Genomic DNA, 24374 nt, shown 5'->3' with positions numbered 1-24374 from the left:
CTCTAAGCAGTATCATTTTTCAGCTTTTTAATTTTATTAAATCGTTTATCAAATTCTTCAATTGAAAGTTGACCATTTCGTAAATCTGTTAGTAGTTGGTTTATTTCCATAAAAATTTTTTGGTCAGATGAAACGAGTATCGTGAAATTCGGCTTTACTTTTTCAATTTCTTTTCTTATTTCTTGCTCAATCTCTTGTTCGTTAAATTGTTGGAAAGTAGTAGCTTTAATAGCTATTAAGATATCTTCATGGTTTTTTAGACTTACTACATCTTCAACAGAATCAAATGCAGCTAAGATCTTGTCATTTATCACATGCGTATCAGATTGATCTACTAAGCCTCCTTCATGCTTAACTTGTTGCATATTCGTATCTGTTTGATTATTAATTAACGGTGGATTTGCATCTTCTTGATTACATCCACTTAAAAAAGGGAAGAGACTAAAAGACACAATAATCCAAATAACTTTTATTTTTGACATATGATCACCTTTATTCGCGTATTATAAAATTTGTTAAGTAACTCTGTGGGTTTAGTTTGTATAAAAATAATTTAGTTATACGATAAAAAAATATATTGATATGTAAATAGCTGAAATAAGTGATATAATAAATAATTCAGAATAATTTCCATGATTTTGAAACCTTTTATTGTTGAATTTCGTCATAATATATATAGAAAAATTTTGAGAGGAGGGAGTTTGATGATAAAGCGTCTAGTTATTATGGCTATAATTTTATTGGCTTTTGGGTCTACGACGGTTATTTGGCTGGATAGTACAAAGACAACGACATTAGCAGAAACAGTCTCAATTGATCAAAAAGAAAATGACTTTATTTTACATATGCGAATAGAGAATAGTGATGAAGGATTTCGGATTTTACATTCATTAGAATATGTTGGCGCAGAGCAAGTTACGATTGAACATCGAACTCCGCTAACATCTATTTCGATTAATACGGATACGAGTGATTTTACAGGAAGTCCTGTTAGCAAAATATTAGAACCAGGGGATATATATCGACCACATAAGAGCGCTATTATAGAGGAATCGCTTGAGGAAGGAACACATAAGGTATATATGAATTGTCAATTTTATTACAAGGAAGAGCAAATAAATATTAAAATTGAAAAAGATATTGAATTCCAATAAAAAAAAGCCTGCTCAGGCTTTTTTTTATTGGAAAAACTATCTTTTATTGAATCCCTTTTCCTTAACATAGGTTGAAATTCTAGCTCGTTTTGGTGTAGAAAGTGCATGTTTCATTTGGTCTGTCCAGCTATCATTTCGTTGATTGGTGGTCCGATTCTGATAATAATCAGAAATTTTCTCATCAAATTTCTGTAAATAATTTGCTTCATCATTAGTTGAAATATATTGGTTTTCAAAATAAAATGCAGGTTTAGCTAACCTTGGTTTTTGATCTGGTTGTGCATCTGGATAACCAATTGCCATACCGAATAAAGGAACTACATGTTCAGGAAGTTGAAATAACGCGTCTACCTTGTCAATATCATTACGAATACTTCCAATGTAACAAATACCTAATCCCATTGATTCTGCTGCAATTGCGGCATTTTGAGCCGCTAATGTTGCGTCAATCGTTGCTACTAAGAAATGTTCGGTATTTTCTAAATTAACGCGCATATTTTCGTATTCTTCTGCTGATGTGTTTCTAATATGGCGATGAAAATCAGCACAGAATAGTAGAAAGTGACCATTTTTTTCGATGTAAGGCTGATTTGATATACTTGCTAACTGTGCCTTTTTATCCTGATCAGTCACGCCTATAATAGAATAAGCCATTAAATAACTCGATGTTGAGGCATAACTCGCAGCTTCTAAAATGATATCCAATTCTTCTTGTGTCAAGGTTTTATCTTTAAAACTTCTAATCGAACGGTGATTTAATAATGTCTCGAGTGTTTCATTCACTTTAGTCTACATCCTTTCTTATTCCACAATAATATTTAAAATAATCTGGTCTGTCGTTTTATCGGATTCTATCCACGCATTGAGTTCTTCGATAGTTGGTTCTTCGACGGCTGGTATATCCGCTACAATAGTTTCATTATCTTGCCACGTGATGTTTTCTAAAGGCCACTTAAAAGAAGAGAATAGAAGATCTCTATCATTTGTCATACCAAGTGGTGTAAAGGTCTCTACATCAATAATGATCAACTTACTTGTTTGCCAATCATTTTCAGCATTTTGACGATCGAATACAAATAACAGTTTGGATGCATCAGGTGATGGGATAATATCAGAAACAGTTGCTAAATCAGCTAATAGAAGAGAACTACCTTGACCTGATTTATCTAATAGTAAATAAGAACCAATGTTATCATGCAGAGAAAATGAAAGTAAATACAAAGAGTCCTTGGTTGAAATGTCTATTTTTTTCAATTTCATATTCTCAAGAGCTTGTTGTCGATCTTGAATTTGAGCAAGATAATTATCTAGAATAGGTACTTGACTTAATTCAATCATGATTTGCTCATTTTCAATATTGAACTCAATCATTGTATGTTCTTCTGTTTCATTTTCATCTTCATCTTGTTCAACTAATGTTGGACTTTCTTCTTCATTCCCATCCATATCTTTTTGTACAATAGCGGGTGAGCTATCGGAACAACCAGCAAGAAAAATAAAAATTAGTAGTATCCAACCAATGTAATGTTTAATCAACTTCATCGCGCTCCTTCAAACGACATTCTTTTGTACCTAATCAGATACTTCTTCTTTATTTAGTTCAATTATCTTTAATTGATCATTTTCATATCCCACAGTAAATGTATACGTCCTTGTTTCTGGTTCGTTTTCAGAATCAACGTGAACCACTTCAACATCTGTAATGATTTCAACTTGGTTATCATCCTCAAGATAGGTTGTTTTGCTTTCACTTACTTCTAATGAAATGTGGTAAATATAAGACTTTCTGAAGTCGGTATAGCCTGTTTCGGTTTGCAGGCTACTACCTAATAATGTGTAGGCGTTTATATAATCATGAATTTTAATGCTTTCAAAAAAATAGCTAATTAGATAATCTGCATCTTCTTGCATTTGCGCCGGATCACTATTGATATTATAAGAAGCTACTGGATAAATTAATTCTTCATCACTGACAGAACGAGACCACTCTGTAACATCCTCAATAACATTTCCTATAGGTATACTAAATGCAATTTCACTTTCATCGATACCAGCAGAGTTTATCCCAACTACTTCACCAGTTGATCGATTAATTAATGGTCCACCACTATTTCCATGAGTAATATTGGCTGAAATTTGATAAACATTATCATAGGAAAACGTATCAATTTCAAAGGAGCGATCTATACCAGAGATAATCCCAATTGAAACAGAGTTTTGAAAACCTAACGGGCTTCCTACAGCAATAATTTCATCTCCAATACCTAATTTTTCTGAAGATGCGATATCAACAGGTGTCTGATTAATTAATTGAGGCACTCTAATAACAGCAATATCTTTTTTATCTCCCATCTTAACAATAGCTGCTTTATAAGTTTCAGCATTTGACATGGTTACTGTAATAGATTCGGCATCCTCAATAACATGTGCATTCGTAATAATGTCTCCGTTTGAATTATATAAAAAACCAGAGCCTGTTTTTTCACTTGATGCTGTTTCAACACTAATTTGAACGACGTTTTTTTGTGCTTCATGAATAATGGATTGTAAATCTTTTTGATCGGTCGTGTTAGTTAAACTTGCAACGTTACTATCCTGTTCAACAGTTTTTGATGACCAATTAGTATAAAGGTTGAAACAGATGATAGCACTTGAAATGACAATGATAACGCTAAGTATTATGGTAATGGAAAGTGTGTTTTTTTTCATCTCGCTACCCCTCAAGTAATTAATCAATGAACCACTTTATGGTTTCAATTTTTACATCAAATGCATTATCTTTATCCATTAAATCGTAATGTGTGTGATCAAATTTTCCGACTTCATCTGGATACAATGTTTCAGGATAAACATAGATTTCATTTGTTTCCATTATATTATCTTCTTTATCTATAATGTTATATGTTATAGCAATACTGTTAATAGGTATTGTTGCAACACTCTTGATTTCACCAAAGATAATAATGTTACCTTGATCATCTTCGCCTAATTCAGCATTCGTTAGTTCCACAGCATCATTATTGTTTAGATCACGTTCTGCTTCAACAGCAGTGAGTGCTTGTTCGATTCTTTTTTCTTGCGCAGTTTCAAATGCTGTCTTTTCTTTTTCGATTGTTGTTTTTAAGCTTGATAATTTTTCAGAATCAGGTGCGTACTGTAAGCCGCTTGCAACAATAGAACGAGCTTCGGTAAATTGATTCTCTTGTAAAAGCTGATTCGCTGTTGTAGAAGAGTAGGCGATAATTTGTTCTCTAATAGACGCGGCTATTTCAATTGCTTCAGGATCCTGTATGCCTTCTGCTTCCCATAAAGTAGTTTGTAACGTTTGAATACTTGGTTCATCCTCGAGTTTCTTTTTTACTTTTTCCAGTTGAATCTCTTTACGTGATGTATCTAATTGATCTGTTAGTTGAATGACTGCTTCCCCGCTATAACTACTTAATTCTTTCTTACCCTGATTTATCTCAATTAAAGCATCTTGGTAGCTGTTTTCTTCTTTATTTTCAATTGTATCTTTTAATGTTAAGGCAAGCTCAGTAAATTTCTGTAGTTCTTGTGCTGCAGGAAAGTTGCTATTATGATCAAGTGCTGTTTCTATTTCAACAAGTGCTTCTTGATAATCTTCGTCTAACAAATAGTTTTCTGCTTTTTCATATGCTGCGTTTGCTTGTTTTGTTTGAGATTGCAAATAAAAATAGTAGCTTGTACAACCTATAGTACTTAGTAAAGCTACAATTATAGGAATATAAATGAAACGAAAGTACCTTTTGGACGGTATTTCTCTGGAATCAATGTCTGCTGGTAGTTTTTCACCACATTGAATACAAAATAACTCATCCGTTTTTGTTATACTGCCACAATATGGACAATAAGCCATGTATTAACACCTACCTCTAGTGGTTATATTACTTTTCTATCATTCTACCATTTTCCATTCAAAATTGGGATTGATAACAATAGTTGAGTGTCCAATAATTTCATTTCTTTTAACAAAGCCTAATCCATTACGACTATCTTTACTTAATTGGCGATTATCCCCCATAACAAAATAACTTTCATCTGGAATAGTAACAGGACCAAAATCTTCAGTTGTAAAGCTTTTTGCATCTGTTAAAAAAGTTTGTTGATAAAGTACATCATTAATATATAACTTTTCGTCTCGTATTTCGATGGTTTCATTTGGTAGACCAATGATTCGCTTGATATAATCTTGCAAGGGATAATCAATTATAACAACATCACCGCGCTCAGGTTCAGTAAATAAATAAGCTGCTTTGTTATATATAATCTGTTCGCCATTTTCCAAAGTCGGATGCATGCTATCTCCTTCAATGATAGAAGTAGAAAAAATAAAGGAACTTAAAAAAATGGCAAGAATAACAGTTATGAAAATAAATTTTATAAAGTTTTTCCAATTTATTTTAGCGCTATAGTGCATGAGGGACGTCCTTTCTCTAAGAAGTAATAAAACCCTTTGAATTATTCCTAATTCATAAAACTATGAATAATAGCAATAATAGTGTACCATAATTAGTAATAGAATGTACGTTTGGTTAACTTGTACAATTTATTTTGCTAAAAGAGATTTTAAATGGCGCCATTAATGTTAATCTAATTCTAATATGTTAAACTATTCAAAGACATAGTTGGGTATGGGGGGTAGCTTCGCATGGATAAGGATCAGTCATATTATTTACTCACTCAGATAGAAATGCTTCGTAAAAGAATGATCGAGATTGCCATACTAGAGGGCTTTACTAGTGAGGAATCACTTCTGTTAAGTCGTGAACTAGACAGGCTATTGAACCAATATGAAGAATCAAAAGAGAAAGTTATTTAAAAGAAGGCAAAGCAGAAGAAGTTATTCATTTCTTCCTGCTTTGCCTTCTTTCTTTGTTGAACAATTATGAACGGTTGTTTCGTGATAAGAACGTTTCAAAACGGTCTAATCCTTTTTCGAGTGTTTCCATACTATAAGCGTAGGAAAGACGTAAATACCCCTCACCATATTGGCTAAATGCATCACCTGGAACAAGCGCTAAACCAACTTCATCAACCATTTTTAAAGCGAAATCAAATGATGTCATTTTTGTATTGATTCTTGGAAAGAAATAAAATGCGCCGTCAGGTTTTATCACGTCAATTCCCATAGATAAAAACCTTTCATAGACATAGTTTCTTCTATCCAAATATGCCTTTTTCATTTTTTTTGGATCTTGTTGGCCATTTTTAAAAGCTTCTAATGCTGCATGTTGACTAATAGAAGTAGCGCAAGAAACATTGTATTGATGAACCTTAAGAACGTGCTTTGCAATCCATTCTGGTGCAAGTAAATAACCAATACGCCAACCGGTCATGGCATGTGACTTTGATAAGCCGTTAATAACAATTGTCTTATTCTTAACTTGGTTCAGTCGTGCAATCGAAAAGTGTGCTTCTTCATATGTTAGTGAACTATATATTTCATCCGCAATGACAAAGATATCTTTTTTTTCTAAGACATTAGCAATAGCCGTTAACTCCTCTTGCGTCAATGTCACGCCTGTTGGATTAGAAGGGTAGGGAAGAATCACACATTTAGTCTTGTCTGTTATGTGCGCTGCTAAATTTGCAGCAGTTAATTTAAAATTATCCTCACGTGTGTCCATATGTACAACTTTAGCACCTGCTAATCGAATAAGTGGTTCATAACCTGGATAAACGGGAGCAGGTAATAAGACCTCGTCGCCTGGTTGAAGAATCGTTCGTAATGTAATATCAATTGCTTGAGATGCTCCCACAGTAACGATAATTTCAGTCATTGGATTATATAATAACTGATCATGCTGTTTAACATGATTTGCAATTGCTTGTCTGAGAGGGAGGATACCAGCATTATGTGTATAGGTCGTTTGATTATCATTAATTGCTTCAATTGCTGCTGTTTTAATGTGCTCAGGTGTTGTGAAATCGGGTTGACCAATTGTTAAAGAAAGGATATCTTCTTTATCACCGACCATATTAAAGAATTTTCGAATACCTGAAATCTCAATATCTAAGACATTTTTGTTTAATAAATGATCCACGGTTGTTCCTCCTTGAAAATTGTCGCATAATTTAGACTTATTTGAATTGAAAAATATTTTCAATCAGTTATAATGATATGTAAGCGGTTCATTAATTTAAAAACAAACAAAATATCAATATAAGGAGTGATGATCTTGCGTACAAGAAAAGTTAACTTTGAAGAGCTTGTTAATCAGAATAAGCAAGACCTATTAAATGACAAAATAGCCATGAAAAAGCTTGAAGAAAGTTTAGATAATAAACAAGCAAGTCCTTCACCAAAACCAAAAAGACAGTATGCAAATTGATCATACCATAATTCATGTAAAGTAAACAAAACATCTAGCAATTTTCATGCTTTTATTCTATCTATGTTGGATTCTATGTTTATTTCAAAAAAACTAACTTTAGCAAATAGCTTTTGCAGTCTAGCAAAGGCTATTTGCTTTTCCTAATATTAGAATTGGAATCAAATGATTTAACTAAATTACCAGTTTATTGTATAATGATGTGATATACAATATATCGAAACTTTGTAACTAGTCAATAGAAAAGGAGATGCATGCATTGGGTCAAACAGGTTTAATATTAGAAGGTGGCGGAATGAGGGGAGCATATACCGCTGGTGTGCTTGCTTTTTTTCATGATGCGGAATTGCAGTTTCCATATGTAGTTGGTACATCAGCTGGCGCTTGTGTAGCAACCTCCTATCTTTCTAATCAGAGAGATCGAAATTATGAAGTATTTGTTAAATATGCCAGCCATCCTGAATATATTTCATACAAACGCTTACTAACCAAAAGACAACTATTTGGAATGGACTTTATCTTTGACACTGTCCCTAATCAATTAGTTCCATATGATTATGAGGCTTTTAATAAGCAAACGACGAAGCTTGTCATAGGAGCAACAGATATTTATTCTGGCAAACCAGTTTATTATGATAGTTTTGAGAATAAGAAGGAGTTATTAAAAATTGTACGAGCATCAAGTTCACTTCCTTTCATTGCTTCTAGTATTTCGCATAACGGGCTAGAATTAATGGATGGTGGTATAAGTGCCCCAATACCAATTATGCAATCTATTGAAGCTGGAAATCAGAAACATGTAGTCGTACTAACAAGGAATGAAGGTTATGTTAAAAAGGAAATGAAATTCAAACGCTTAGTTCAAAGAAAATATAAAGCGTATCCCGGATTAGTAACTGCATTGTTAAAACGTCATGAGAAATATAACCAAACAATAGATTTGTTACACGAATTGGAGAAAAAGCAAGAGATTTTTATTATTCGACCTAAATTACCGTTAGTAGTTAGTAGAATTGAAAGGAACATGCAAAAGTTAGATGCTCTATACAATCAAGGATATGAGGAAGCGAAACAATTAGGAGGAAAACTACAAATTTTTTTGAACCAATAACAAAAATTCTTCTTACATAAGTATAAATGAATGTTGAGTAGGAAAAACTAGTTTGTAATAGTCATAGTAGAAGTTATACGGAGGCTCTTATTGAAATGGGCTTCTTTATTAACAACTTTCTTTACTAGAAAGGGGAATATGCTAGTGCAAACAATGTTTCTTATCGTTTATAGTATTGGGTTTAGTTGGTTCAAAAAAAGCCAATTGACATCTTTTGGGTTACAAGAACAACAAGTGGATTTTTTAATAGGTTTAGTTTGTATCGTAGTATTGTATCTAATTTTGCATCCTTCATTAAAACTATTAATGGAATTAAAGTGGAAGTTCTTGTTAACGTATATTGTAACGATTCTTCTCTTTATCAATGTTATGCTGTTTTCGTATCTATATCTTGGAATAAGGCAGGGGAGTATGGCGTTTAATTTTTCTATGTTACATTATATATTATTTGACATCATTGCTTTAGGGGTTATCTTAGGCATTACGGTGTTAACAAATAGAGCAGTTTTTTATTTTAAGCAGCACAAGTCAAATTCTAATTAACATATGCCGCTTATGTATGTTATCTCTCTCTTCTATTTTTGAAATATGATTGGTTCCAACGACCCAATGAGGAAGGTGTATAATAGGCTGAGCAGGTTTTTTCTTCCACAGGGTAGGGTATTTCTAAAAAAACATATAATACTTTTTTTGCTTGGGTGAGAGACAACTTTGTTTTCGGATTTCGATAATTTTGATCAATATTACCCAAATGTTCTACTTCTTTGAAATCTTGTTTATTTGGAGGAATGTGGAAATAATAGCTTCCTACCTTTACTAGTAGAGTAGAATGTTGACGACTTAATTTGGGGCGGTCTGAAAAATGAAGACCGATTTTTTCTGCGTTTTTATTTTCCAATAACTTTGTAATTGTTTTCTTTTTCAAGTTATATAAGTCACTAGGATTTAAAGCTGTTTTTGCGTGGCGATTGATAATGAATAGAGCTTTAGCAATTTCTTCAATATTCGTAGACTTCTCTTTCTTCACTACTGTACCTCCTTTCTATGTCTACTTTGTTTAGTAGATTCCTATTTGTCAACTATTTTAACATTTTCTTAACAAAAAAACTATATCTACTAATCAAAATAATTTTTATTTTAGTTACTGAATGAGTAGGCAGTATGAAATCAATTGGTCTCCTTATTTTATTTATGGTAAACTGTACTTGTATGTTAATTTTTAACGTGAACATATTCTTTCAACTGCTCGTTAAAGGGAGTGGATAAAATGAATACTGTTAAACAACTACCGTTATTAGATATTACTGCTGAGTCTTTGATGATCTCATCAGAAAAAGTAGCACACGTACAATTGAATAATCCATTAGAACATGCGTTATTAATATTAGTTAAATCAGGATATTCCGCTGTACCAGTTTTAGATACCTCTTACAAGTTTAAAGGAACAATTGGAAAAAACCTCATTTTAAATCATATTCTAGGTTTAGAGCGTTTTGAAATGGAAAGATTATCTGAAGTTGAAGTACAAGAAGTGATGAATCAAGAAATTCCATGTGTAAAAAAACAAGATAATTTTTTAAATTGTTTAAAAGCTGTAATCGATCATCCTTTTGTTTGTGTAGTAGACGAAGAGGGGTTTTTTGACGGTATCTTAACTAGAAGAGCGATATTGAAGCAGTTGAATAAGTACATTCACGTGAACAAACCGCTATTTACAAAAGTAATAGACGATAAGTAATAAAGTAGTTTACAGAGAAATCATTGTAGTTGACCTGTATTCGAACTTGAAATGATTAATACTTGTCAGCTACATATGCTATCTGATAAAGTAAAGAAAAATTATGTTGGAGGTAGAAAAATGAAGAAGATGGATGCAAATGAAATAATTTCATTTATTTCGAATAGTAAAAAGGCAACACCAGTTAAAGTTTATGTGAAAGGTACAAAATTAAACAAAATTGAGTTTTCAAATGAAATTCAAGCGTTTGTACAAGACGAAACAGGTGTTTTGTTTGGGGAATGGAAAGTAATTAAAGAAGCTTTGCATACATATAAAGATCAAATCGTTGACTATGTAATAGAAAATGATCGAAGAAATTCAGCTATTCCACTGTTAGATTTAAAAGGCATTAACGCACGTATTGAGCCAGGAGCTATCATTCGTGATCAGGTTGAAATTGGTGACGGTGCCGTTATCATGATGGGTGCTAGTATTAATATTGGTTCTGTTATTGGAGAAGGAACAATGATTGACATGAATGCTACCTTAGGTGGCCGCGCAACTGTAGGAAAGAATTGCCACATCGGTGCTGGAGCTGTCTTAGCTGGTGTTATTGAACCACCATCAGCGAAACCTGTTGTAGTGGAGGATGGCGTTTTAATTGGTGCAAATGCAGTTGTTCTTGAAGGTGTAACAATTGGAGAAGGCGCGGTTGTTGCAGCAGGAGCTATTGTAGTATCTGATGTTGAACCGAATACAGTAGTAGCTGGAACCCCTGCTAAAATGATTAAAAAGATTGATGATAAAACGAAATCTAAAACAGAAATTATGCAAGCGCTTCGTAAATTAGACGAAGAATAAACGACTAGTAAAAAGTAGGTGAGTATACTCTCCTACTTTTTTTTACATCATTTAGTAATAGAAGAACGAGGGGTGAACGTAATGTATCGTGAAAAATTACGAAATATTAGAAGGGAATTACATCAAATTCCTGAATTAGGTTTTCAAGAATTTAAAACACAGTCTTATTTGCTAGAAAAGATAAAATCATTACCGCAAGATTCTTTGATAATAGAAACTTGGAAAACAGGAATACTAGTTAAAGTAAAAGGAACGAAATCCGTTAAAACAATCGCATATCGAACAGACATAGACGGTTTACCGATTAAGGAAGAAACTGGATTATCATTTTCATCTCACCATGAGGGGAAGATGCATGCGTGCGGCCATGATTTGCATATGACGATTGCATTTGGTGTTTTAACGGAATTAGTAAATAAACCTCCCGAAAATGACATTGTGCTAATTTTTCAACCTGCAGAAGAGGGACCAGGTGGCGCGCTACCAATGCTTGAATCAGAAATTTTTCAGTCTTTCTATCCAGATATTATAACCGCATTACATATTGCGCCAGAATTACCTGTAGGGACAGTTTCTACTCGATCAGGACTTTTATTTGCAAACACGAGTGAACTGTTTATTGACTTTAAAGGTAAGGGAGGACATGCAGCATATCCACATTTAACAAATGACATGGTGGTTGCTGCTAGTAATTTTGTTTCACAATTACAGCAAATAGTAGCAAGGAGATTAGATCCTTTAGAAAGTGCTGTTGTTACAGTTGGAAAAATAACGAGTGGTACGGTACAGAATGTTATTGCTGAAAATGCTAGATTAGAAGGTACAATTCGAACAGCCAATGCTAGTATAATTGCAGAGATTAAGCAAGCAATTGAAGAAATGGCAAAAGGTTTTGAACGAAGCCATCATTGTGAAATTTCGATAGATTATGGATCTAATTATTATCAAGTTTATAATACGGAAAGATATGTTGATAAATTCAAACAAATAATTTCCGATACTTCGGCAATTTGGAAGGAAGCTAATCCTGCTATGACAGGAGAAGACTTTGGTTACTTCTTACGTGATATTCCAGGATTTATGTTTTGGTTAGGTGTTAGCTCACCTTTTGGGTTGCATCATAGTAAACTAAATCCAAATGAAGATGCACTAGTAACTGGAATAGAAGTAGTTGAAGCTACTTTACGTCAACTATAATCCTCTTTTTTTGTATAAATAGCTGTTCTTTCGCACAAACTACCTTTTGAAAACAGAATTGGAGGCAGATAGTGTGAAACGTGTAGGTGTTGAAGGTACATTATCAGATGTAAAAGGGGCTTTGCAAGATAAAGGCTATGAGGTTATTGAATTAAAGCAAGAGGAAGACTTAGGGGATTGTGGGTGTTGTGTTATATCAGGCCAAGATAAAGATGTAATGGGAATGGCAACAACGAATTATACGGGTTCTGTAATTAATGCCCACGGTATGAACGCTGAGGAGATTTGTCAGCAAGTTGATGAGAAAATGACATAATAGAAAAAAGCGGGTGCCAAATAATGGCTTACCCGCTTTTCGTTATTTACTTGAATCTTTTGTAATATTAACTTGATGTGGAAATGGAATTTCGATATCAGCTTTATCAAACTCTTCCTTAATGCGTTTTCTGATCTCTCTCTCTGCAGCAAATTGCTCCATATTTTCAGTTCTACCTAAGAGACGTAAAACAACATCAGATGAACCGAAGCTTTGAACTCCTAGTACGTCTGGACCTTCAACAAAACGTGCGTCCTGTTGAAACTCATCACAAATACTTTGAAGAACACTCATCGCATGGTCAATATTGTCATCGTAACTTATGCCAATATCAACTAAGGCTCGCATGGTGCCACGAGAATGATTACTAATTCCCTCTAATTGTCTGTTTGGAATAAAGTTTAACGTACCATCAAAACTTCTAATTTTAGTTGTACGTAAGCCTACCTCTTCAACAATACCACTGTATCCTGCTGTCGATACATATTCGTCTACTTCAATTTGCTTTTCTAGTAAAATAAAAAAACCAGTTACAATATCACTTACGAGACCCTGAGCACCAAAACCAATTGCAAGGCCAATTATACCTGCACCCGCAATTAATGGAGCTAGATCAAGACCAAATATACCGAATAACATTGCAATGAATACAAATAGTAAAATGTATGTATAAACATTTTGTATAAGCTTTTCTAATGTTTTAGTTCGAGCTGGTGATATATTCTCTCTCTTACCTGCTTTTTCTAGGGTGCTAGCAATAACCTTTCGACCTATTGGTGCGGCAATTGCAAAAGCAATGAATAGAAAAACGATTTTTAATGCACTAGCAATTAGTGGATAGGTAGTAGTAAACGCACTGAAATCAATGCCAAATATGTTCATCTTGAATTCTCCTTTCTTATTTAACTATTACAGAATAAAGAAATATACCGCAATAATCAAATAATACCCTTTTTCGACAAAAATTAAGCATAGCATTTTGTGTTTTTGTTAAAGCTGTTACTAGACTAGGATGATAATTTAAAATTTCTATTATTATTGACTAATTTTTTACTGATCTTTATACTTAAATAAAGTATGTGAAAAGATTAACAAAATATATAATTGGAGGGATTAGTATGGCTGAACGTATGGTTGCAAAACAGGCTCCTCGTTTTGAAATGGAAGCAGTACTGGCAAATAAAGAATTTAACAAGATATCTTTAGAAGCGATTATGAAAGAGGATAAATGGACAGTGTTATTCTTTTATCCAATGGACTTTACACATGTTTGTCCAACAGAAATTACGGCGTTATCTGACCGTTATGATGAATTTGAAGATTTAGATGCAGAAGTAATTGGCGTATCAACTGATACTGTACATACACATTTAGCTTGGATCAATACACCACGCGATGCTAATGGGTTAGGAGATCTTGCTTATCCATTAGCAGCTGATACAAATCATAAGGTTTCAGGAGAGTACGGTGTATTAGTAGAAGAGGAAGGTGTAGCGCTTCGTGGATTGTTTATTATTAATCCAGAAGGTGAGTTGCAATATCAAGTCGTAAACCATAATAATATTGGGCGGGATGTTGATGAAACTTTACGTGTGCTTCAAGCATTACAAACTGGAGGCTTATGTCCAGCTAATTGGAAGCCAGGTCAAGAAACACTATAAAATTTTTTTATTTCATTAATAATGGGTGCACAGAAAGGGTTATGTTAAATGAAATTAAGAACACCAATGCCAGAATTAGATGGTGCAACCGAATGGTTAAATGGAGAATTTAAAAAGGACGATCTTATTGGCAATAAACCAACGCTGTTTCACTTTTGGTCAGTTAGTTGTGGTTTATGTAAAGAAGCAATGCCAAATGTTAATGAATTTCGTGATGAGTATAAAGACAACCTTAATGTCGTCGCTGTCCATATACCACGTTCTGAAAAAGATTTAGATTTAGAGCAAATTAAAGAAGTTGCTGCAGAACACGATATTACGCAGCCGATTTTTGTGGACAATAAACATGTACTAACAGATGCATTTGAGAATGAATATGTTCCGGCATATTATGTTTTCGATGAGGAAGGCAATCTCCGCCATTTTCAAGCTGGTGGTGGGGGAATGAAAATGCTTCGTAAACGTGTGAATCGTGTGTTAGGAACGACAGAGAAATAGATATAGCTGTAAAAGATCCTTTGTGTGAAATAATCCATACAAAGGATCTTTTATTTTCGATTGGAATAAAGCACTTCAGTCTTAAGACTGATTTTTTAGTTTTTCAAAAGAAATAATGCAAAAGGGTGGTAATTTATTTCGGAAACCGATATATTTATAATTACGAAAAAAGAAAAAGAGGAGGGAAAATACATTGGAAACGTTTAAAAAGCTACAGCAATATTATATGCCATTTAAAAAGTACTTTCTTATGTCTTTATTTTTTGTTGTTATCGTAACAGGAATCACAGTACTTTACCCAATTATATTACAGATAACGATTGATAATGTTGTTCTTGAGGAACAATATGGTCTTATACCTTATTTAGCAGGTGGATTTATCCTTGTGATGATTATTAAAGGGATAGCAAATTTCATACAACAATACTTAGGAGATCTATTCGGTGTCTCTTCTGTTTATAGATTGCGAGATGGATTGTATACAAAGTTACAGCGTCTTTCTTTTACTTACTATGACAATGCACGAACAGGTGACTTAATGTCACGCCTCACAATGGATGTAGAAGGTTTTAAATTCTTCCTTGCTGCTGGATTAAAGGAACTAATCCGCATTATATTGTTAATTGTAATTAGTTTATCTGTTATGTTTTACTATTCGATTCCATTAGCACTTGTAACAATGGCGGCCATGCCATTCTTGGCTGTGGTTGTATATAAATTTGATAAGAAGGTACACCCAGCTTTTCGTGCCATCCGTAAATCATTAGGTCGTTTAAATACGCGTATTCAGGAAAACGTGAGTGGAATTAATACAGTTAAATCTCTATCAAAAGAGGATTTTGAAATAGAACGATTTACTGTCAATAACCAGGAATACCGAGAAAAGAATATTAAAACATCAAATATTTGGGCTAATTATTTCCCGTTCATGGAGTTAATTGGTAACATTTGCATGGTTGCCTTACTTATTTTTGGAGGATATTTAGTGATTGATGGTAACCTTTCAGTAGGTAAACTAATCGCTTTCTTTAGCCTAGTAAACTACATTTTAGGACCATTGATGCAGTTAGGCTTTATCGTTAACCAATTTTCTCAAGCAAAAGCATCAGGGGAAAGGTTGTTAGAAATATTGGAAGCTGAAGAGGATGTGCAAGAAAAAGACCATGCACTTATTCCAAATTCAATAAAAGGTCATGTGACGTTTGAAAATGTCACATTTAAATATGTTGAAGGTGACGAAGTAGCACTGAAAAATATCTCATTTGATGCACCACCGGGAAAAGTGATTGGACTTATCGGTGCAACAGGATCTGGAAAAACGAGTATTACACAATTAATGACACGTTTTTACGAACCACAAGCAGGTAATGTCTTAATTGATAATAAACCTTCAAGTGACTATAACATAAAGGCATTACGCAAACATATCGGATTTGTTTTACAAGAGTCGTTCTTATTCTCTACATCAATTAGAGATAACATAGCATACGGTAATCCAACAGCAAGTATAGATGATATTATTGCAGCGGCTAAACGTGCGCAGGCACATTCATTTATAATGGAAATGCCCAATGGTTATGAAACGATGCTTGGAGAAAGAGGGATGGGCTTATCTGGTGGTCAGAAACAGCGTATTGCAATAGCTAGGGCGATTTTGATTGATCCAAGTATTCTTATTTTGGATGATGCAACGTCTGCTGTAGATATGGAAACTGAATTTAGGATTCAAAAAGCGCTAAACGAAGTTATGAAAGGTCGAACAACATTCATTATTGCTCACAGGATATCTTCATTAAAACATGCAGATGAAATTCTTGTTTTAGAAAATGGCGAAATTGTTGAACGAGGTACTCATGACCAGTTATTAGATAATGCTGGACCATACCAACGAATATATGACATTCAATATCAAGATAAACAAGCGATTATGAATACAGTTAAATAAAAAAGGGGGGATAACTTTGGCAAAACAAGAAAAAGTAAAACAACAAAGTCCACATTTAAAGCGGTTTTATTATCCACTTGATCAAGCTGTGGAAAAACCGTTTAATTGGAAACAAATGACACGATTATTATTCTATATAAAACCGTATACGAAATCATTACTACCAGGTGCAATTATAGCAATGTTTATCACGACAATGATTCGCCTAGCAGTCCCATTTTTGATAGGTAAAGAAGTAATCGATGTAGCGATAGCTAATCAAGATCCAACACTGTTAACCTATTTAATTATTCTAATCTCGATTTTGTATGTGATTAGTTATATTGGAAACCATTTTAGAATTAAATGGGTCAATGTATTAGGACAAAACGTTATTCATGATCTCCGTAAACAATTGTTTTCACACGTACAACGTTTATCTCATAACTTTTTTGATAAACGTTCAGCTGGATCGATTTTGGTTCGCATCTTAAATGATGTAAATTCATTACAAGAACTGTTTACCAACGGAATAATTAACTTATTGATGGATGTCTTTATGTTAGTAGGTATAATCGTGATTTTATTTGTATTAAGTCCTCAGCTTACATTAGCTGTCTTAGTAATCTTGCCAATCATGTTCTATATCTCTACTAAATTAAGAAGAAATATCCGTAAAACATGGCAAGAGGTACGTATACAGAAGTCCCGTTTAAATTCACATTTAAATGAAAGTATGCAAGGTATACGTATTACACAATCCTTTTCACAAGAAAAGGAAAACACAGAGTACTTTAATGGTGTGAATGAAGATAATTATGAAGTAGAACGAGTCGCAATGAAAAAGAGCGCTTATTTTGGCCCGTTTGTTGAGATGAGTAATGCAATTGGTACTGTTATTTTAATTTCATTTGGTGCACATTTAATTATTACTGGTACGATTGAGATTGGTGACTTTGTATCCTTCGCCATTTACTTAGGTATGTTTTGGGAACCTATTTCTCGTCTTGGTCAAATATATAATCAATTATTAGTTGCGATGGCATCATCTGAACGTATTTTTGAGTTTTTAGATGAACAGCCTAATGTCTTTGAAAAACCAGATGCAAAAGAGTTTACTGACATGAGAGGGCATATTGAATTTGATCATGTTGAATTTTCTTATGATGATGATCGGGTTGCATTACATGAAATTTCATTAGAAATGAAGGTCGGTCAAACAGTAGCACTTGTAGGGCATACTGGTTCTGGTAAATCAACTATCGCAAACTTGATTAGTCGTTTTTATGATCCAACAAAAGGTATAGTTAAAATAGATGGAAATGACTTAAAAGATATGAAAGTTGGTAATTTACGAGATAATATTAGTGTTGTTTTACAAGATACATTTATTTTTTCTGGTTCTATTATGGAAAACATACGTTTTGGAAGACCTAGTGCGAAAGATGAAGAAGTGATTGATGCCGCAAAAGTGGTAGGAGCAAATGAGTTCATTTTAGGTTTATCAGAAGGATATCAAACTGAAGTAGAAGAGAGAGGAAACATTCTTTCTGCAGGTGAAAGACAATTACTGTCGTTTGCTAGAGCCTTATTAGCTAATCCGCGAATATTGATTTTAGATGAGGCAACAGCAAGTATTGACACAGAAACAGAAGTGCGTATCCAACATGCGCTTAAGAAGTTATTACATGGTCGTACGGCTATTATGATCGCCCATCGTTTGTCAACAATTCGAGAAGCGGATAATATTATTGTGTTAGAAAACGGAAGGATTTTAGAACAAGGCAATCATTCCGAATTAATGCAAAAACAAGGTGAATATTTTGGTTTAGTTAAATCACAATTCGAAATGTTAGACGCATTATAAATTCTATAAATAAACCCCTCCATTACTTAGTAATGGAGGGGTTTTCGTAAACTTTATTACTTTTAACTTTGTTAACAGAATTTAAAAGTAATAACTAAACTTTTTCACCAAAAAATAAAACCTATTCGTTGACTGTTTTAATTTTAGAGCGTGTCTGCTATATTCCTCGCCATTCTTAACTCGTTCTAGAAATACACAACGCTTTCTTTAGGCACTTCTTATTGAAATGAATTGCAATTGTGAGAGGTTCCATATGTTGACACAGCAACAACCTATCCAATGGAATTTCCATCAACTACGACGTAAACTGCCATGTTGATTTCCACTTCGGACAGTCGCTTTCCGCGGGCAAGTCTTTTCGATGGGTCGAGTAATCGCAGACCCAACGCTTCAACTTCCTCGGAAGCAAAAAGCGCTTCCTGCGGGATTTTCAGCTGTTGCTTTTCCCGCAGGAGTCGACTGTCCTACGCTACAATCAATCAGCATAATATGACCAGCAGACGAGGTATTACTCTTAACACCTATCAAGCGAAGGAATCCATTTGCTGACGAAGCGGGTAAGAAAACACTGACGATTGCTATTAATTGTCTCATCGAAACTATTTGCTAACGTGATGAGTCAGGTAAAGAATCACCGTCGCAGTTTATATCAAGTGCGTCAGATGAATCGCCGTGATGATTACGAGATTAGAGTACGAAAGTCAACTTCAACTTTGTATTGCAAGATTTCTCAAGTTTACCGAGACTTAAATAATGATTTCGGGCTGTTAATGTAGAGTAATACCTTATCGTTAAGCACGTTAGGTTTCAATATATAAGATATTGTTAATAGCAACAAATCTTTTAGAAATAAGCTATTTTTTAAAAATGATACGCTTTATCTCTTATAAATATGATAAACTATGCTCAGTAAGGTGTACGAGGAGGAAAAGTCATGAAAAGAGAGTTTGCAGTTATAGGGTTAGGCCGTTTTGGCGGTAGTATATGTCGAGAATTAAGTGAAGAAGGCATGGACGTATTAGCAATTGATACCCAAGAAGATAAAGTGAATGAATTTAAAGATATTGCGTCACACGCAGTAATCGCTGATTCAACTGATGAAAAAGTGTTAAAAGAATTAGGCGTTCGCAATATTGATCATGTAATTGTGGCAATAGGAGATAATATTCAAGCGAGCATCTTAACAACGTTAATGCTAAAAGAATTAGGTATAAAAAAAATAACGGTAAAAGCACAAAATGATTACCATGAAAAAGTACTAAAGAAAATTGGTGCGGATCAAGTTGTTCACCCCGAAAGAGATATGGGAAAGAGAATTGCGCATAGTATTATCTCTAACAACATCTTGGACCATTTAGAATTATCAGATGATCATAGCATTGTCGAGGTAAAGGCTGGTACAAAGATGATCGGTAAAACTTTAGTAGAGTTAGATGTACGAGCTAATTATGGGTGCAATATTGTCGCAATTAAGCAAGAAAAGACGAATGATATCAATGTCTCGCCAATGGCATCGGAAATTATTGAGAATGGAGATATCTTAATAGTAATAGGGGCAGATAAAGACATATCTCGTTTTGAAAAACACTTAGTAGTTGATGATGAATAAATAAACAAAGAAAAAAACCGTGCATAGACGGTTTTTTTCTTTGTTTTCTTATCGTTTAACGCTACTTTTATTATACTTCCATAATAATTGGTAGAATCATTGGACGACGTTTGGTTTTTTCAAATAAGAATGGTGCGATTGTATCTGTTATTTCATTTTTGATTTCTGACCATTGTGTCGTTTTTCTTTCCATCACTTTATCTAGGTGAGTAGAAACAATTTTTTGTGCCTCATTGATTAAGTCTTCTGACTCTCTCATATAGACAAAACCTCTTGAAATAATGTCAGGTCCAGAAGCAATTTTAAATTCCTTCATATTGATACTAACTACAACAATTACAAGACCTTCTTCTGAAAGAATTCGGCGATCACGTAATACTATATTACCAATATCACCAATACCGCTTCCATCAACATAAACAGAACCAGAAGGAATCTTACCTGCAACTGCAGCTTTTTCTTTACCTAGTGCTAAAACATCACCAATGTCCATAATAAAACAGTTATTTGGTTCAACATCACATGCAACTGCATGTTTTGCGTGTTCCTTTAACATACGATATTCACCGTGAATAGGCATGAAAAACTTAGGACGTAATAATCTTAGCATTAGCTTTTGTTCTTCCTGTCCACCATGTCCGGATGTATGAATATCATTCAATGGACCATGGATAACATCTGCTCCAGCGTGTGAAAGCATATTAATCATTCTATTGATACTAACCGTATTTCCAGGGATTGGAGAAGAAGAAAATACGACTGTATCACCAGGAATTGTCTGGATTTGTCGGTGTGTTCCTTTAGCGATTCTTGAAAGAGCTGCCATTGGTTCACCTTGTGAGCCTGTACAAAGAATAGTCACTTCATTGGCAGGTAATCGATTAATTTGATGTGATTCAATAAATGCTTCATCAGGTGCATTTATATAACCAAGTTCTCTGCCAATTGCTATCGATGATTCCATACTTCTTCCGAAGATAGCTACTTTACGATTGTGTTTTACAGCACCTTCAATCATTTGCTGTAGTCTGTATATATTTGATGCAAATGTAGCAAATATGATGCGACCGTCAACACGAGTAAAGATATCATTAATACTATCTCCAACTACTCGTTCAGACATTGTAAATCCAGGAACTTCACTATTTGTACTGTCAGACAATAAGCAAAGTACGCCTTCTTTACCAACCTCAGCCATTTTAGCTATGTTTGCAGGTTCCCCAACAGGTGTAAAATCAAATTTAAAGTCACCAGTGTGTACAATATTACCTGGTGGTGTTTTTACTACAATTCCATAAGAATCAGGTATACTATGCGTTGTTCTGAAAAATGTTACAGATGTTTTTCTGAATTTGATTATATCGTCTTCTTCAAATGCATGAAGCTTTGCATTTCTTAAAAGACCATGTTCATCTAATTTATTTTTAATTAACCCTAGTGCAAGTTTACCAGCATAAATTGGTATGTTAATTTCTCTTAATAAGTAAGGGATTCCTCCGATGTGGTCTTCGTGACCATGCGTAACGAATAAGCCCTTAATTTTATCTTGATTTTGCACGAGGTAAGTGTAATCAGGAATGACATAGTCAATTCCTAGCAATTCATCTTCAGGAAACTTAATTCCAGCGTCGATTAATATTATTTCATCCTGAAACTGAATGCCGTATGTGTTTTTACCGATTTCACCAAGTCCACCTAGTGAAAAGACTGCTGATTGATCATTTTTTACGAATTTCATAATTTATCTATTCTCCACTTCGAAATGCTCAGAAAGTTTTTCATATTCTAAATGAGCACCGTTTAATGGCTGGATAAATTCGATATTAATTTTGCGAGTCGCTAACTCTTCTCTTACTTGTCTCTCAGATTCTGCTTCATAATAGAGACTTGTCGTTCTTTCCCTTACAGGAATTTCATTGTGAATTTCTTGATATAATACTTTGAAAATCATTCGATCTCTCCTTCATTCTTCTTCTTTTTTATTTTTATATTGCTTATATTTAAATAGCAATTTTCCTAATGAATTCATTGTACCTGATGTATTGGAATGCTTTACTTACCGACAGTTATTCTTTGAAAGCATTTGGAACTCGATTTTGACCTAATAACTTCTTCCATCGTTTTCTAAGCTTTTCTCTCAGTCGCTTTAACATTTGACTGTACAGCTCCTTTCGATTAGTTAAAGAAAAGCATAAACGTCCGACCGATCCAATCCCTCTATTACTAGTATAGTACGGAATTGCTCGTTTGGAAACAGAAACGTACTAAACTATTACAAAAATTATGAAATAATGGTGTAATTAGTAGTTATTTTTTGCTTGAATAGCTAATCTTATACGAAAGGAGTGTGTATATATTAAAAAAACAAGTTATTCTACATCACAGGCTTTTGCATTATCTGGTTTTAAGAAAGGGTTGTTCTCATTAATATAGTCATAAAACATAATGCCATTTAAATGGTCAATTTCATGCTGTAGGACAACAGCGGCATAACCACGTAATCTCAGTTTAATTGGATCGCCGGCTAAGTTAATAGCTTTTACTGTGATACGTGCATATCTAGGAACATAGCCTTGGACTTCTCGATCGACGGACAAACAACCTTCACCGCTTGATAAAAAAGTTTTCTCGACAGAATGACTAACAATTTTCGGATTGAATAGACCCTCACTATAGAAATTGCCATCAAAATCCTCAAAATGAATGGCAATCATTCTTTTAGATAGACCAATTTGTGGTGCGGCTATTCCGACACCAGGTCTTAATTGATATTTTTTAGCGATCTCTTGATCTTGACTATTTTTAAGAAAATCTAACATTTCGTGCAGTGTCGCGCTATCTTGCTCAGTTGCCGGTAATGCTACTTCTTTTGCAACTTCTTCCAAAATAGGATTACCTTCACGCACAATATCATCCATGGTAATCAACTGGTTCACTCTCCTTATCGGTGTTTTTACTGTTACATAGTGTAACATAACTATTAAATATAATGATATTATATTATTTTTGCAAAAGATATGAGAACTTTTCTAAAATAGTATAAGAAATGTAAAACGTTATGTTATAATATTTTCATAAATGTCAAAAAATATAATAAAAGGCATCAAGATTAAGGAGGCAGCATTTTGAAATTAAAGGTTTTACTTATAGGTTTAGTAAGTATCTCATTATTAGCAGCATGTTCTGGTGAATCCACGACAGAAGAAATGTATGGACATTTAGAGGAAGCGGTGGAACTAGAGAACGAATTTGTTTCCCAACAACAGCCGTTAAATGAACTAGAGGAACAAGAACAAGCAATCTATCAAGAAATTACAACATTAGGAATGGATGATATGGAAACAATCATTTCGCTCGCTGATGAAGCATTACAATCAATTGAAGAAAGAAAAGAATTACTTGTTGCTGAGAAAGAGAGTATTGATGCAAGTAAGGAAGAGTTTGATAAAATTGAACCGTTAATATCTGACATAGAAGATGAGACTGTCCAAACAAACGCTAATGAAATGTATGAAATAATGGAAGAAAGATATCAAGCATACATAAACTTACATGATACATATGTTGTATCATTAGAGAATGATCAAGCATTATATGAATTATTGAAACAAGAAGAGCTAGAAGAAGATGCAGTAACAGAGCAAATCGATAAAGTAAATGCGCAGTACGAGAAAGTAATTGAAGCAAATAATACGTTTAGTGAAACAACAGATGCGTTTAATGAAAGTAAGAAGACATTTTACGAATCTACTGACTTAAACGTAACATATGAGTAAACAAAAAAACTTCTCAATTTTGGGAAGTTTTTTTGTTTTTATAATTTCTATTGAAAAAATAGTAATACAGTTAAACGAAAAAAATGAAACAGCTACTTTACGGTAATACTGTTACAGTGTCTTAATCTGTCTATTTTTATACTTTTAAGTTTAAAAAAATTAAATAAAACGAATCAAAGTGTTTGACCATGGTAATAGAATGAGCTAAACTTATAAAAGAATCTAAATTGTACTAATCATGATACGTAATAGCTATGTAACAGTTTTCTACATAGAAATAATTTTAGATTAAAAAAAGTTACTATAGGGTATTGTATAAACAAGTAC

27 protein-coding genes are annotated in these 24374 nt (G+C 33.7%); 15 read left to right on the top strand and 12 right to left on the bottom strand.

From position 1 onward, the window contains the following. Positions 1–2: 2 nt before the first annotated feature. Positions 3–482 carry a YhcN/YlaJ family sporulation lipoprotein gene (locus tag D2K62_RS03325; RefSeq protein ID WP_112180690.1) on the bottom strand — a complete coding sequence of 160 codons (480 nt, stop codon included), beginning with the start codon at positions 480–482 and terminating at the stop codon, positions 3–5. Positions 483–704: 222 nt separating this feature from the next. Between D2K62_RS03325 and D2K62_RS03320 the strand changes: the two genes are divergently transcribed. Next, positions 705–1154 (top strand): hypothetical protein, encoded by a 450-nt coding sequence (locus D2K62_RS03320; protein ID WP_112180691.1) that lies wholly within the window; start codon positions 705–707, stop codon positions 1152–1154. 36 nt (positions 1155–1190) lie between these two features. On the opposite strand, the gene nfsA is transcribed toward D2K62_RS03320, so the two are convergent. The 5 genes from nfsA to lepB are packed head-to-tail and all read right to left on the bottom strand — an operon-like array spanning position 1191 to position 5592. Then, the gene (nfsA, locus tag D2K62_RS03315) at positions 1191–1937 is read right to left on the bottom strand and encodes an oxygen-insensitive NADPH nitroreductase (protein ID WP_112180692.1); all 747 of its coding nucleotides are present in this window, start codon (positions 1935–1937) and stop codon (positions 1191–1193) included. A gap of 18 nt (positions 1938–1955) precedes the next feature. Then, positions 1956–2690, bottom strand: a complete 735-nt coding sequence (locus D2K62_RS03310; RefSeq protein WP_157967298.1) for a hypothetical protein — start codon at positions 2688–2690, stop codon at positions 1956–1958. 36 nt (positions 2691–2726) lie between these two features. Then, positions 2727–3863, bottom strand: a complete 1137-nt coding sequence (locus D2K62_RS03305; RefSeq protein ID WP_117160908.1) for a S1C family serine protease — start codon at positions 3861–3863, stop codon at positions 2727–2729. A gap of 19 nt (positions 3864–3882) precedes the next feature. Then, the gene (locus D2K62_RS03300) at positions 3883–5031 is read right to left on the bottom strand and encodes a zinc ribbon domain-containing protein (protein WP_112180695.1); all 1149 of its coding nucleotides are present in this window, start codon (positions 5029–5031) and stop codon (positions 3883–3885) included. A gap of 39 nt (positions 5032–5070) precedes the next feature. Then, positions 5071–5592 carry a signal peptidase I gene (lepB, locus tag D2K62_RS03295; RefSeq protein ID WP_112180696.1) on the bottom strand — a complete coding sequence of 174 codons (522 nt, stop codon included), beginning with the start codon at positions 5590–5592 and terminating at the stop codon, positions 5071–5073. A gap of 231 nt (positions 5593–5823) precedes the next feature. Between lepB and D2K62_RS03290 the strand changes: the two genes are divergently transcribed. Beyond that, positions 5824–5994, top strand: a complete 171-nt coding sequence (locus D2K62_RS03290) for an aspartyl-phosphate phosphatase Spo0E family protein (RefSeq protein WP_112180697.1) — start codon at positions 5824–5826, stop codon at positions 5992–5994. 64 nt (positions 5995–6058) lie between these two features. Here the strand turns inward: D2K62_RS03290 and D2K62_RS03285 are convergent, their stop codons facing one another. Beyond that, positions 6059–7219: an aminotransferase A gene (locus D2K62_RS03285; RefSeq protein WP_117160907.1), complete on the bottom strand. Its 1161-nt coding sequence runs from the start codon at positions 7217–7219 to the stop codon at positions 6059–6061. A gap of 135 nt (positions 7220–7354) precedes the next feature. On the opposite strand from D2K62_RS03285, the gene D2K62_RS03280 reads away from it, so the two are divergent. The 3 genes from D2K62_RS03280 to D2K62_RS03270 all read left to right on the top strand — a co-directional run bounded on the left by D2K62_RS03280 (position 7355) and on the right by D2K62_RS03270 (position 9161). Continuing rightward, positions 7355–7507, top strand: coding sequence for an FbpB family small basic protein (locus D2K62_RS03280; protein WP_369974619.1), 153 nt, complete (start codon positions 7355–7357; stop codon positions 7505–7507). A 250-nt stretch (positions 7508–7757) separates the two neighbouring features. Beyond that, positions 7758–8618 (top strand): patatin-like phospholipase family protein, encoded by an 861-nt coding sequence (locus D2K62_RS03275; protein ID WP_117160906.1) that lies wholly within the window; start codon positions 7758–7760, stop codon positions 8616–8618. A gap of 144 nt (positions 8619–8762) precedes the next feature. Next, positions 8763–9161: a hypothetical protein gene (locus tag D2K62_RS03270; RefSeq protein ID WP_157967299.1), complete on the top strand. Its 399-nt coding sequence runs from the start codon at positions 8763–8765 to the stop codon at positions 9159–9161. Positions 9162–9180: 19 nt separating this feature from the next. Here D2K62_RS03270 and D2K62_RS03265 read toward each other — a convergent pair whose 3' ends face one another. After that, entirely contained in the window at positions 9181–9645 is a 465-nt protein-coding gene (locus D2K62_RS03265) for a YkyB family protein (RefSeq protein WP_117160905.1), read from the bottom strand. A gap of 240 nt (positions 9646–9885) precedes the next feature. Between D2K62_RS03265 and cbpB the strand changes: the two genes are divergently transcribed. From cbpB to D2K62_RS03245, 4 genes are all read left to right on the top strand, one after another. Continuing rightward, positions 9886–10356, top strand: coding sequence for a cyclic-di-AMP-binding protein CbpB (cbpB, locus tag D2K62_RS03260; RefSeq protein ID WP_112180702.1), 471 nt, complete (start codon positions 9886–9888; stop codon positions 10354–10356). Positions 10357–10476: 120 nt separating this feature from the next. Beyond that, on the top strand, positions 10477–11199 hold the full coding sequence (gene dapD / locus D2K62_RS03255) for a 2,3,4,5-tetrahydropyridine-2,6-dicarboxylate N-acetyltransferase (RefSeq protein ID WP_112180703.1): 723 nt from the start codon (positions 10477–10479) through the stop codon (positions 11197–11199). Positions 11200–11280: 81 nt separating this feature from the next. After that, positions 11281–12396: an N-acetyldiaminopimelate deacetylase gene (locus D2K62_RS03250; protein WP_117160904.1), complete on the top strand. Its 1116-nt coding sequence runs from the start codon at positions 11281–11283 to the stop codon at positions 12394–12396. A gap of 73 nt (positions 12397–12469) precedes the next feature. Continuing rightward, positions 12470–12712, top strand: a complete 243-nt coding sequence (locus tag D2K62_RS03245) for a YkuS family protein (protein ID WP_112180705.1) — start codon at positions 12470–12472, stop codon at positions 12710–12712. A gap of 42 nt (positions 12713–12754) precedes the next feature. Here the strand turns inward: D2K62_RS03245 and D2K62_RS03240 are convergent, their stop codons facing one another. After that, complete coding sequence (locus D2K62_RS03240) at positions 12755–13594, bottom strand: mechanosensitive ion channel family protein (RefSeq protein ID WP_117160903.1); 840 nt, start codon at positions 13592–13594, stop codon at positions 12755–12757. Positions 13595–13830: 236 nt separating this feature from the next. Between D2K62_RS03240 and D2K62_RS03235 the strand changes: the two genes are divergently transcribed. The 5 genes from D2K62_RS03235 to D2K62_RS03215 all read left to right on the top strand — a co-directional run bounded on the left by D2K62_RS03235 (position 13831) and on the right by D2K62_RS03215 (position 20271). Continuing rightward, positions 13831–14373, top strand: coding sequence for a peroxiredoxin (locus D2K62_RS03235; RefSeq protein ID WP_117160902.1), 543 nt, complete (start codon positions 13831–13833; stop codon positions 14371–14373). Between the two features lie 48 nt (positions 14374–14421). Then, the gene (locus D2K62_RS03230) at positions 14422–14871 is read left to right on the top strand and encodes a TlpA family protein disulfide reductase (protein WP_117160901.1); all 450 of its coding nucleotides are present in this window, start codon (positions 14422–14424) and stop codon (positions 14869–14871) included. Between the two features lie 193 nt (positions 14872–15064). Next, on the top strand, positions 15065–16816 hold the full coding sequence (locus D2K62_RS03225) for an ABC transporter ATP-binding protein (protein WP_117160900.1): 1752 nt from the start codon (positions 15065–15067) through the stop codon (positions 16814–16816). Between the two features lie 16 nt (positions 16817–16832). Next, on the top strand, positions 16833–18662 hold the full coding sequence (locus D2K62_RS03220) for an ABC transporter ATP-binding protein (protein ID WP_117160899.1): 1830 nt from the start codon (positions 16833–16835) through the stop codon (positions 18660–18662). A gap of 934 nt (positions 18663–19596) precedes the next feature. Then, positions 19597–20271, top strand: a complete 675-nt coding sequence (locus tag D2K62_RS03215) for a potassium channel family protein (protein WP_112180712.1) — start codon at positions 19597–19599, stop codon at positions 20269–20271. A 70-nt stretch (positions 20272–20341) separates the two neighbouring features. On the opposite strand, the gene rnjA is transcribed toward D2K62_RS03215, so the two are convergent. From rnjA to def, 3 genes are all read right to left on the bottom strand, one after another. Then, complete coding sequence (rnjA, locus tag D2K62_RS03210; RefSeq protein WP_112180713.1) at positions 20342–22009, bottom strand: ribonuclease J1; 1668 nt, start codon at positions 22007–22009, stop codon at positions 20342–20344. A gap of 3 nt (positions 22010–22012) precedes the next feature. Continuing rightward, positions 22013–22222, bottom strand: coding sequence for a DNA-dependent RNA polymerase subunit epsilon (locus D2K62_RS03205; RefSeq protein ID WP_112180714.1), 210 nt, complete (start codon positions 22220–22222; stop codon positions 22013–22015). Between the two features lie 418 nt (positions 22223–22640). Continuing rightward, positions 22641–23198: a peptide deformylase gene (gene def, locus D2K62_RS03200; RefSeq protein ID WP_117160898.1), complete on the bottom strand. Its 558-nt coding sequence runs from the start codon at positions 23196–23198 to the stop codon at positions 22641–22643. Positions 23199–23396: 198 nt separating this feature from the next. Here def and D2K62_RS03195 point away from each other — a divergent pair, with 198 nt between their 5' ends. Next, positions 23397–24047 (top strand): YkyA family protein, encoded by a 651-nt coding sequence (locus D2K62_RS03195; protein ID WP_117160897.1) that lies wholly within the window; start codon positions 23397–23399, stop codon positions 24045–24047. Positions 24048–24374: the final 327 nt, after the last annotated feature.

This window comes from Paraliobacillus sp. X-1268 (genome assembly GCF_003426095.1).
Lineage (GTDB): Bacteria > Bacillota > Bacilli > Bacillales > Amphibacillaceae > Paraliobacillus_A > Paraliobacillus_A zengyii.
Note: the sequence above shows the minus strand (reverse complement) of the source record. Positions and strands in the feature narration are given on the sequence as shown.

Excerpts from the sequence above, each read along its gene's own strand:
- rnjA (WP_112180713.1), bottom strand. The coding sequence starts at position 22,009 with ATGAAATTCGTAAAAAATGATCAATCAGCAGTCTTTTCACTAGGTGGA.
- D2K62_RS03320 (WP_112180691.1), top strand. The coding sequence starts at position 705 with ATGATAAAGCGTCTAGTTATTATGGCTATAATTTTATTGGCTTTTGGG.
- D2K62_RS03275 (WP_117160906.1), top strand. The coding sequence starts at position 7,758 with ATGCATGCATTGGGTCAAACAGGTTTAATATTAGAAGGTGGCGGAATG.
- D2K62_RS03205 (WP_112180714.1), bottom strand. The coding sequence starts at position 22,222 with ATGATTTTCAAAGTATTATATCAAGAAATTCACAATGAAATTCCTGTA.
- D2K62_RS03250 (WP_117160904.1), top strand. The coding sequence starts at position 11,281 with ATGTATCGTGAAAAATTACGAAATATTAGAAGGGAATTACATCAAATT.
- D2K62_RS03300 (WP_112180695.1), bottom strand. The coding sequence starts at position 5,031 with ATGGCTTATTGTCCATATTGTGGCAGTATAACAAAAACGGATGAGTTA.
- D2K62_RS03215 (WP_112180712.1), top strand. The coding sequence starts at position 19,597 with ATGAAAAGAGAGTTTGCAGTTATAGGGTTAGGCCGTTTTGGCGGTAGT.
- D2K62_RS03230 (WP_117160901.1), top strand. The coding sequence starts at position 14,422 with ATGAAATTAAGAACACCAATGCCAGAATTAGATGGTGCAACCGAATGG.
- D2K62_RS03325 (WP_112180690.1), bottom strand. The coding sequence starts at position 482 with ATGTCAAAAATAAAAGTTATTTGGATTATTGTGTCTTTTAGTCTCTTC.
- cbpB (WP_112180702.1), top strand. The coding sequence starts at position 9,886 with ATGAATACTGTTAAACAACTACCGTTATTAGATATTACTGCTGAGTCT.
- lepB (WP_112180696.1), bottom strand. The coding sequence starts at position 5,592 with ATGCACTATAGCGCTAAAATAAATTGGAAAAACTTTATAAAATTTATT.
- D2K62_RS03240 (WP_117160903.1), bottom strand. The coding sequence starts at position 13,594 with ATGAACATATTTGGCATTGATTTCAGTGCGTTTACTACTACCTATCCA.
- D2K62_RS03305 (WP_117160908.1), bottom strand. The coding sequence starts at position 3,863 with ATGAAAAAAAACACACTTTCCATTACCATAATACTTAGCGTTATCATT.
- D2K62_RS03290 (WP_112180697.1), top strand. The coding sequence starts at position 5,824 with ATGGATAAGGATCAGTCATATTATTTACTCACTCAGATAGAAATGCTT.
- dapD (WP_112180703.1), top strand. The coding sequence starts at position 10,477 with ATGAAGAAGATGGATGCAAATGAAATAATTTCATTTATTTCGAATAGT.
- D2K62_RS03235 (WP_117160902.1), top strand. The coding sequence starts at position 13,831 with ATGGCTGAACGTATGGTTGCAAAACAGGCTCCTCGTTTTGAAATGGAA.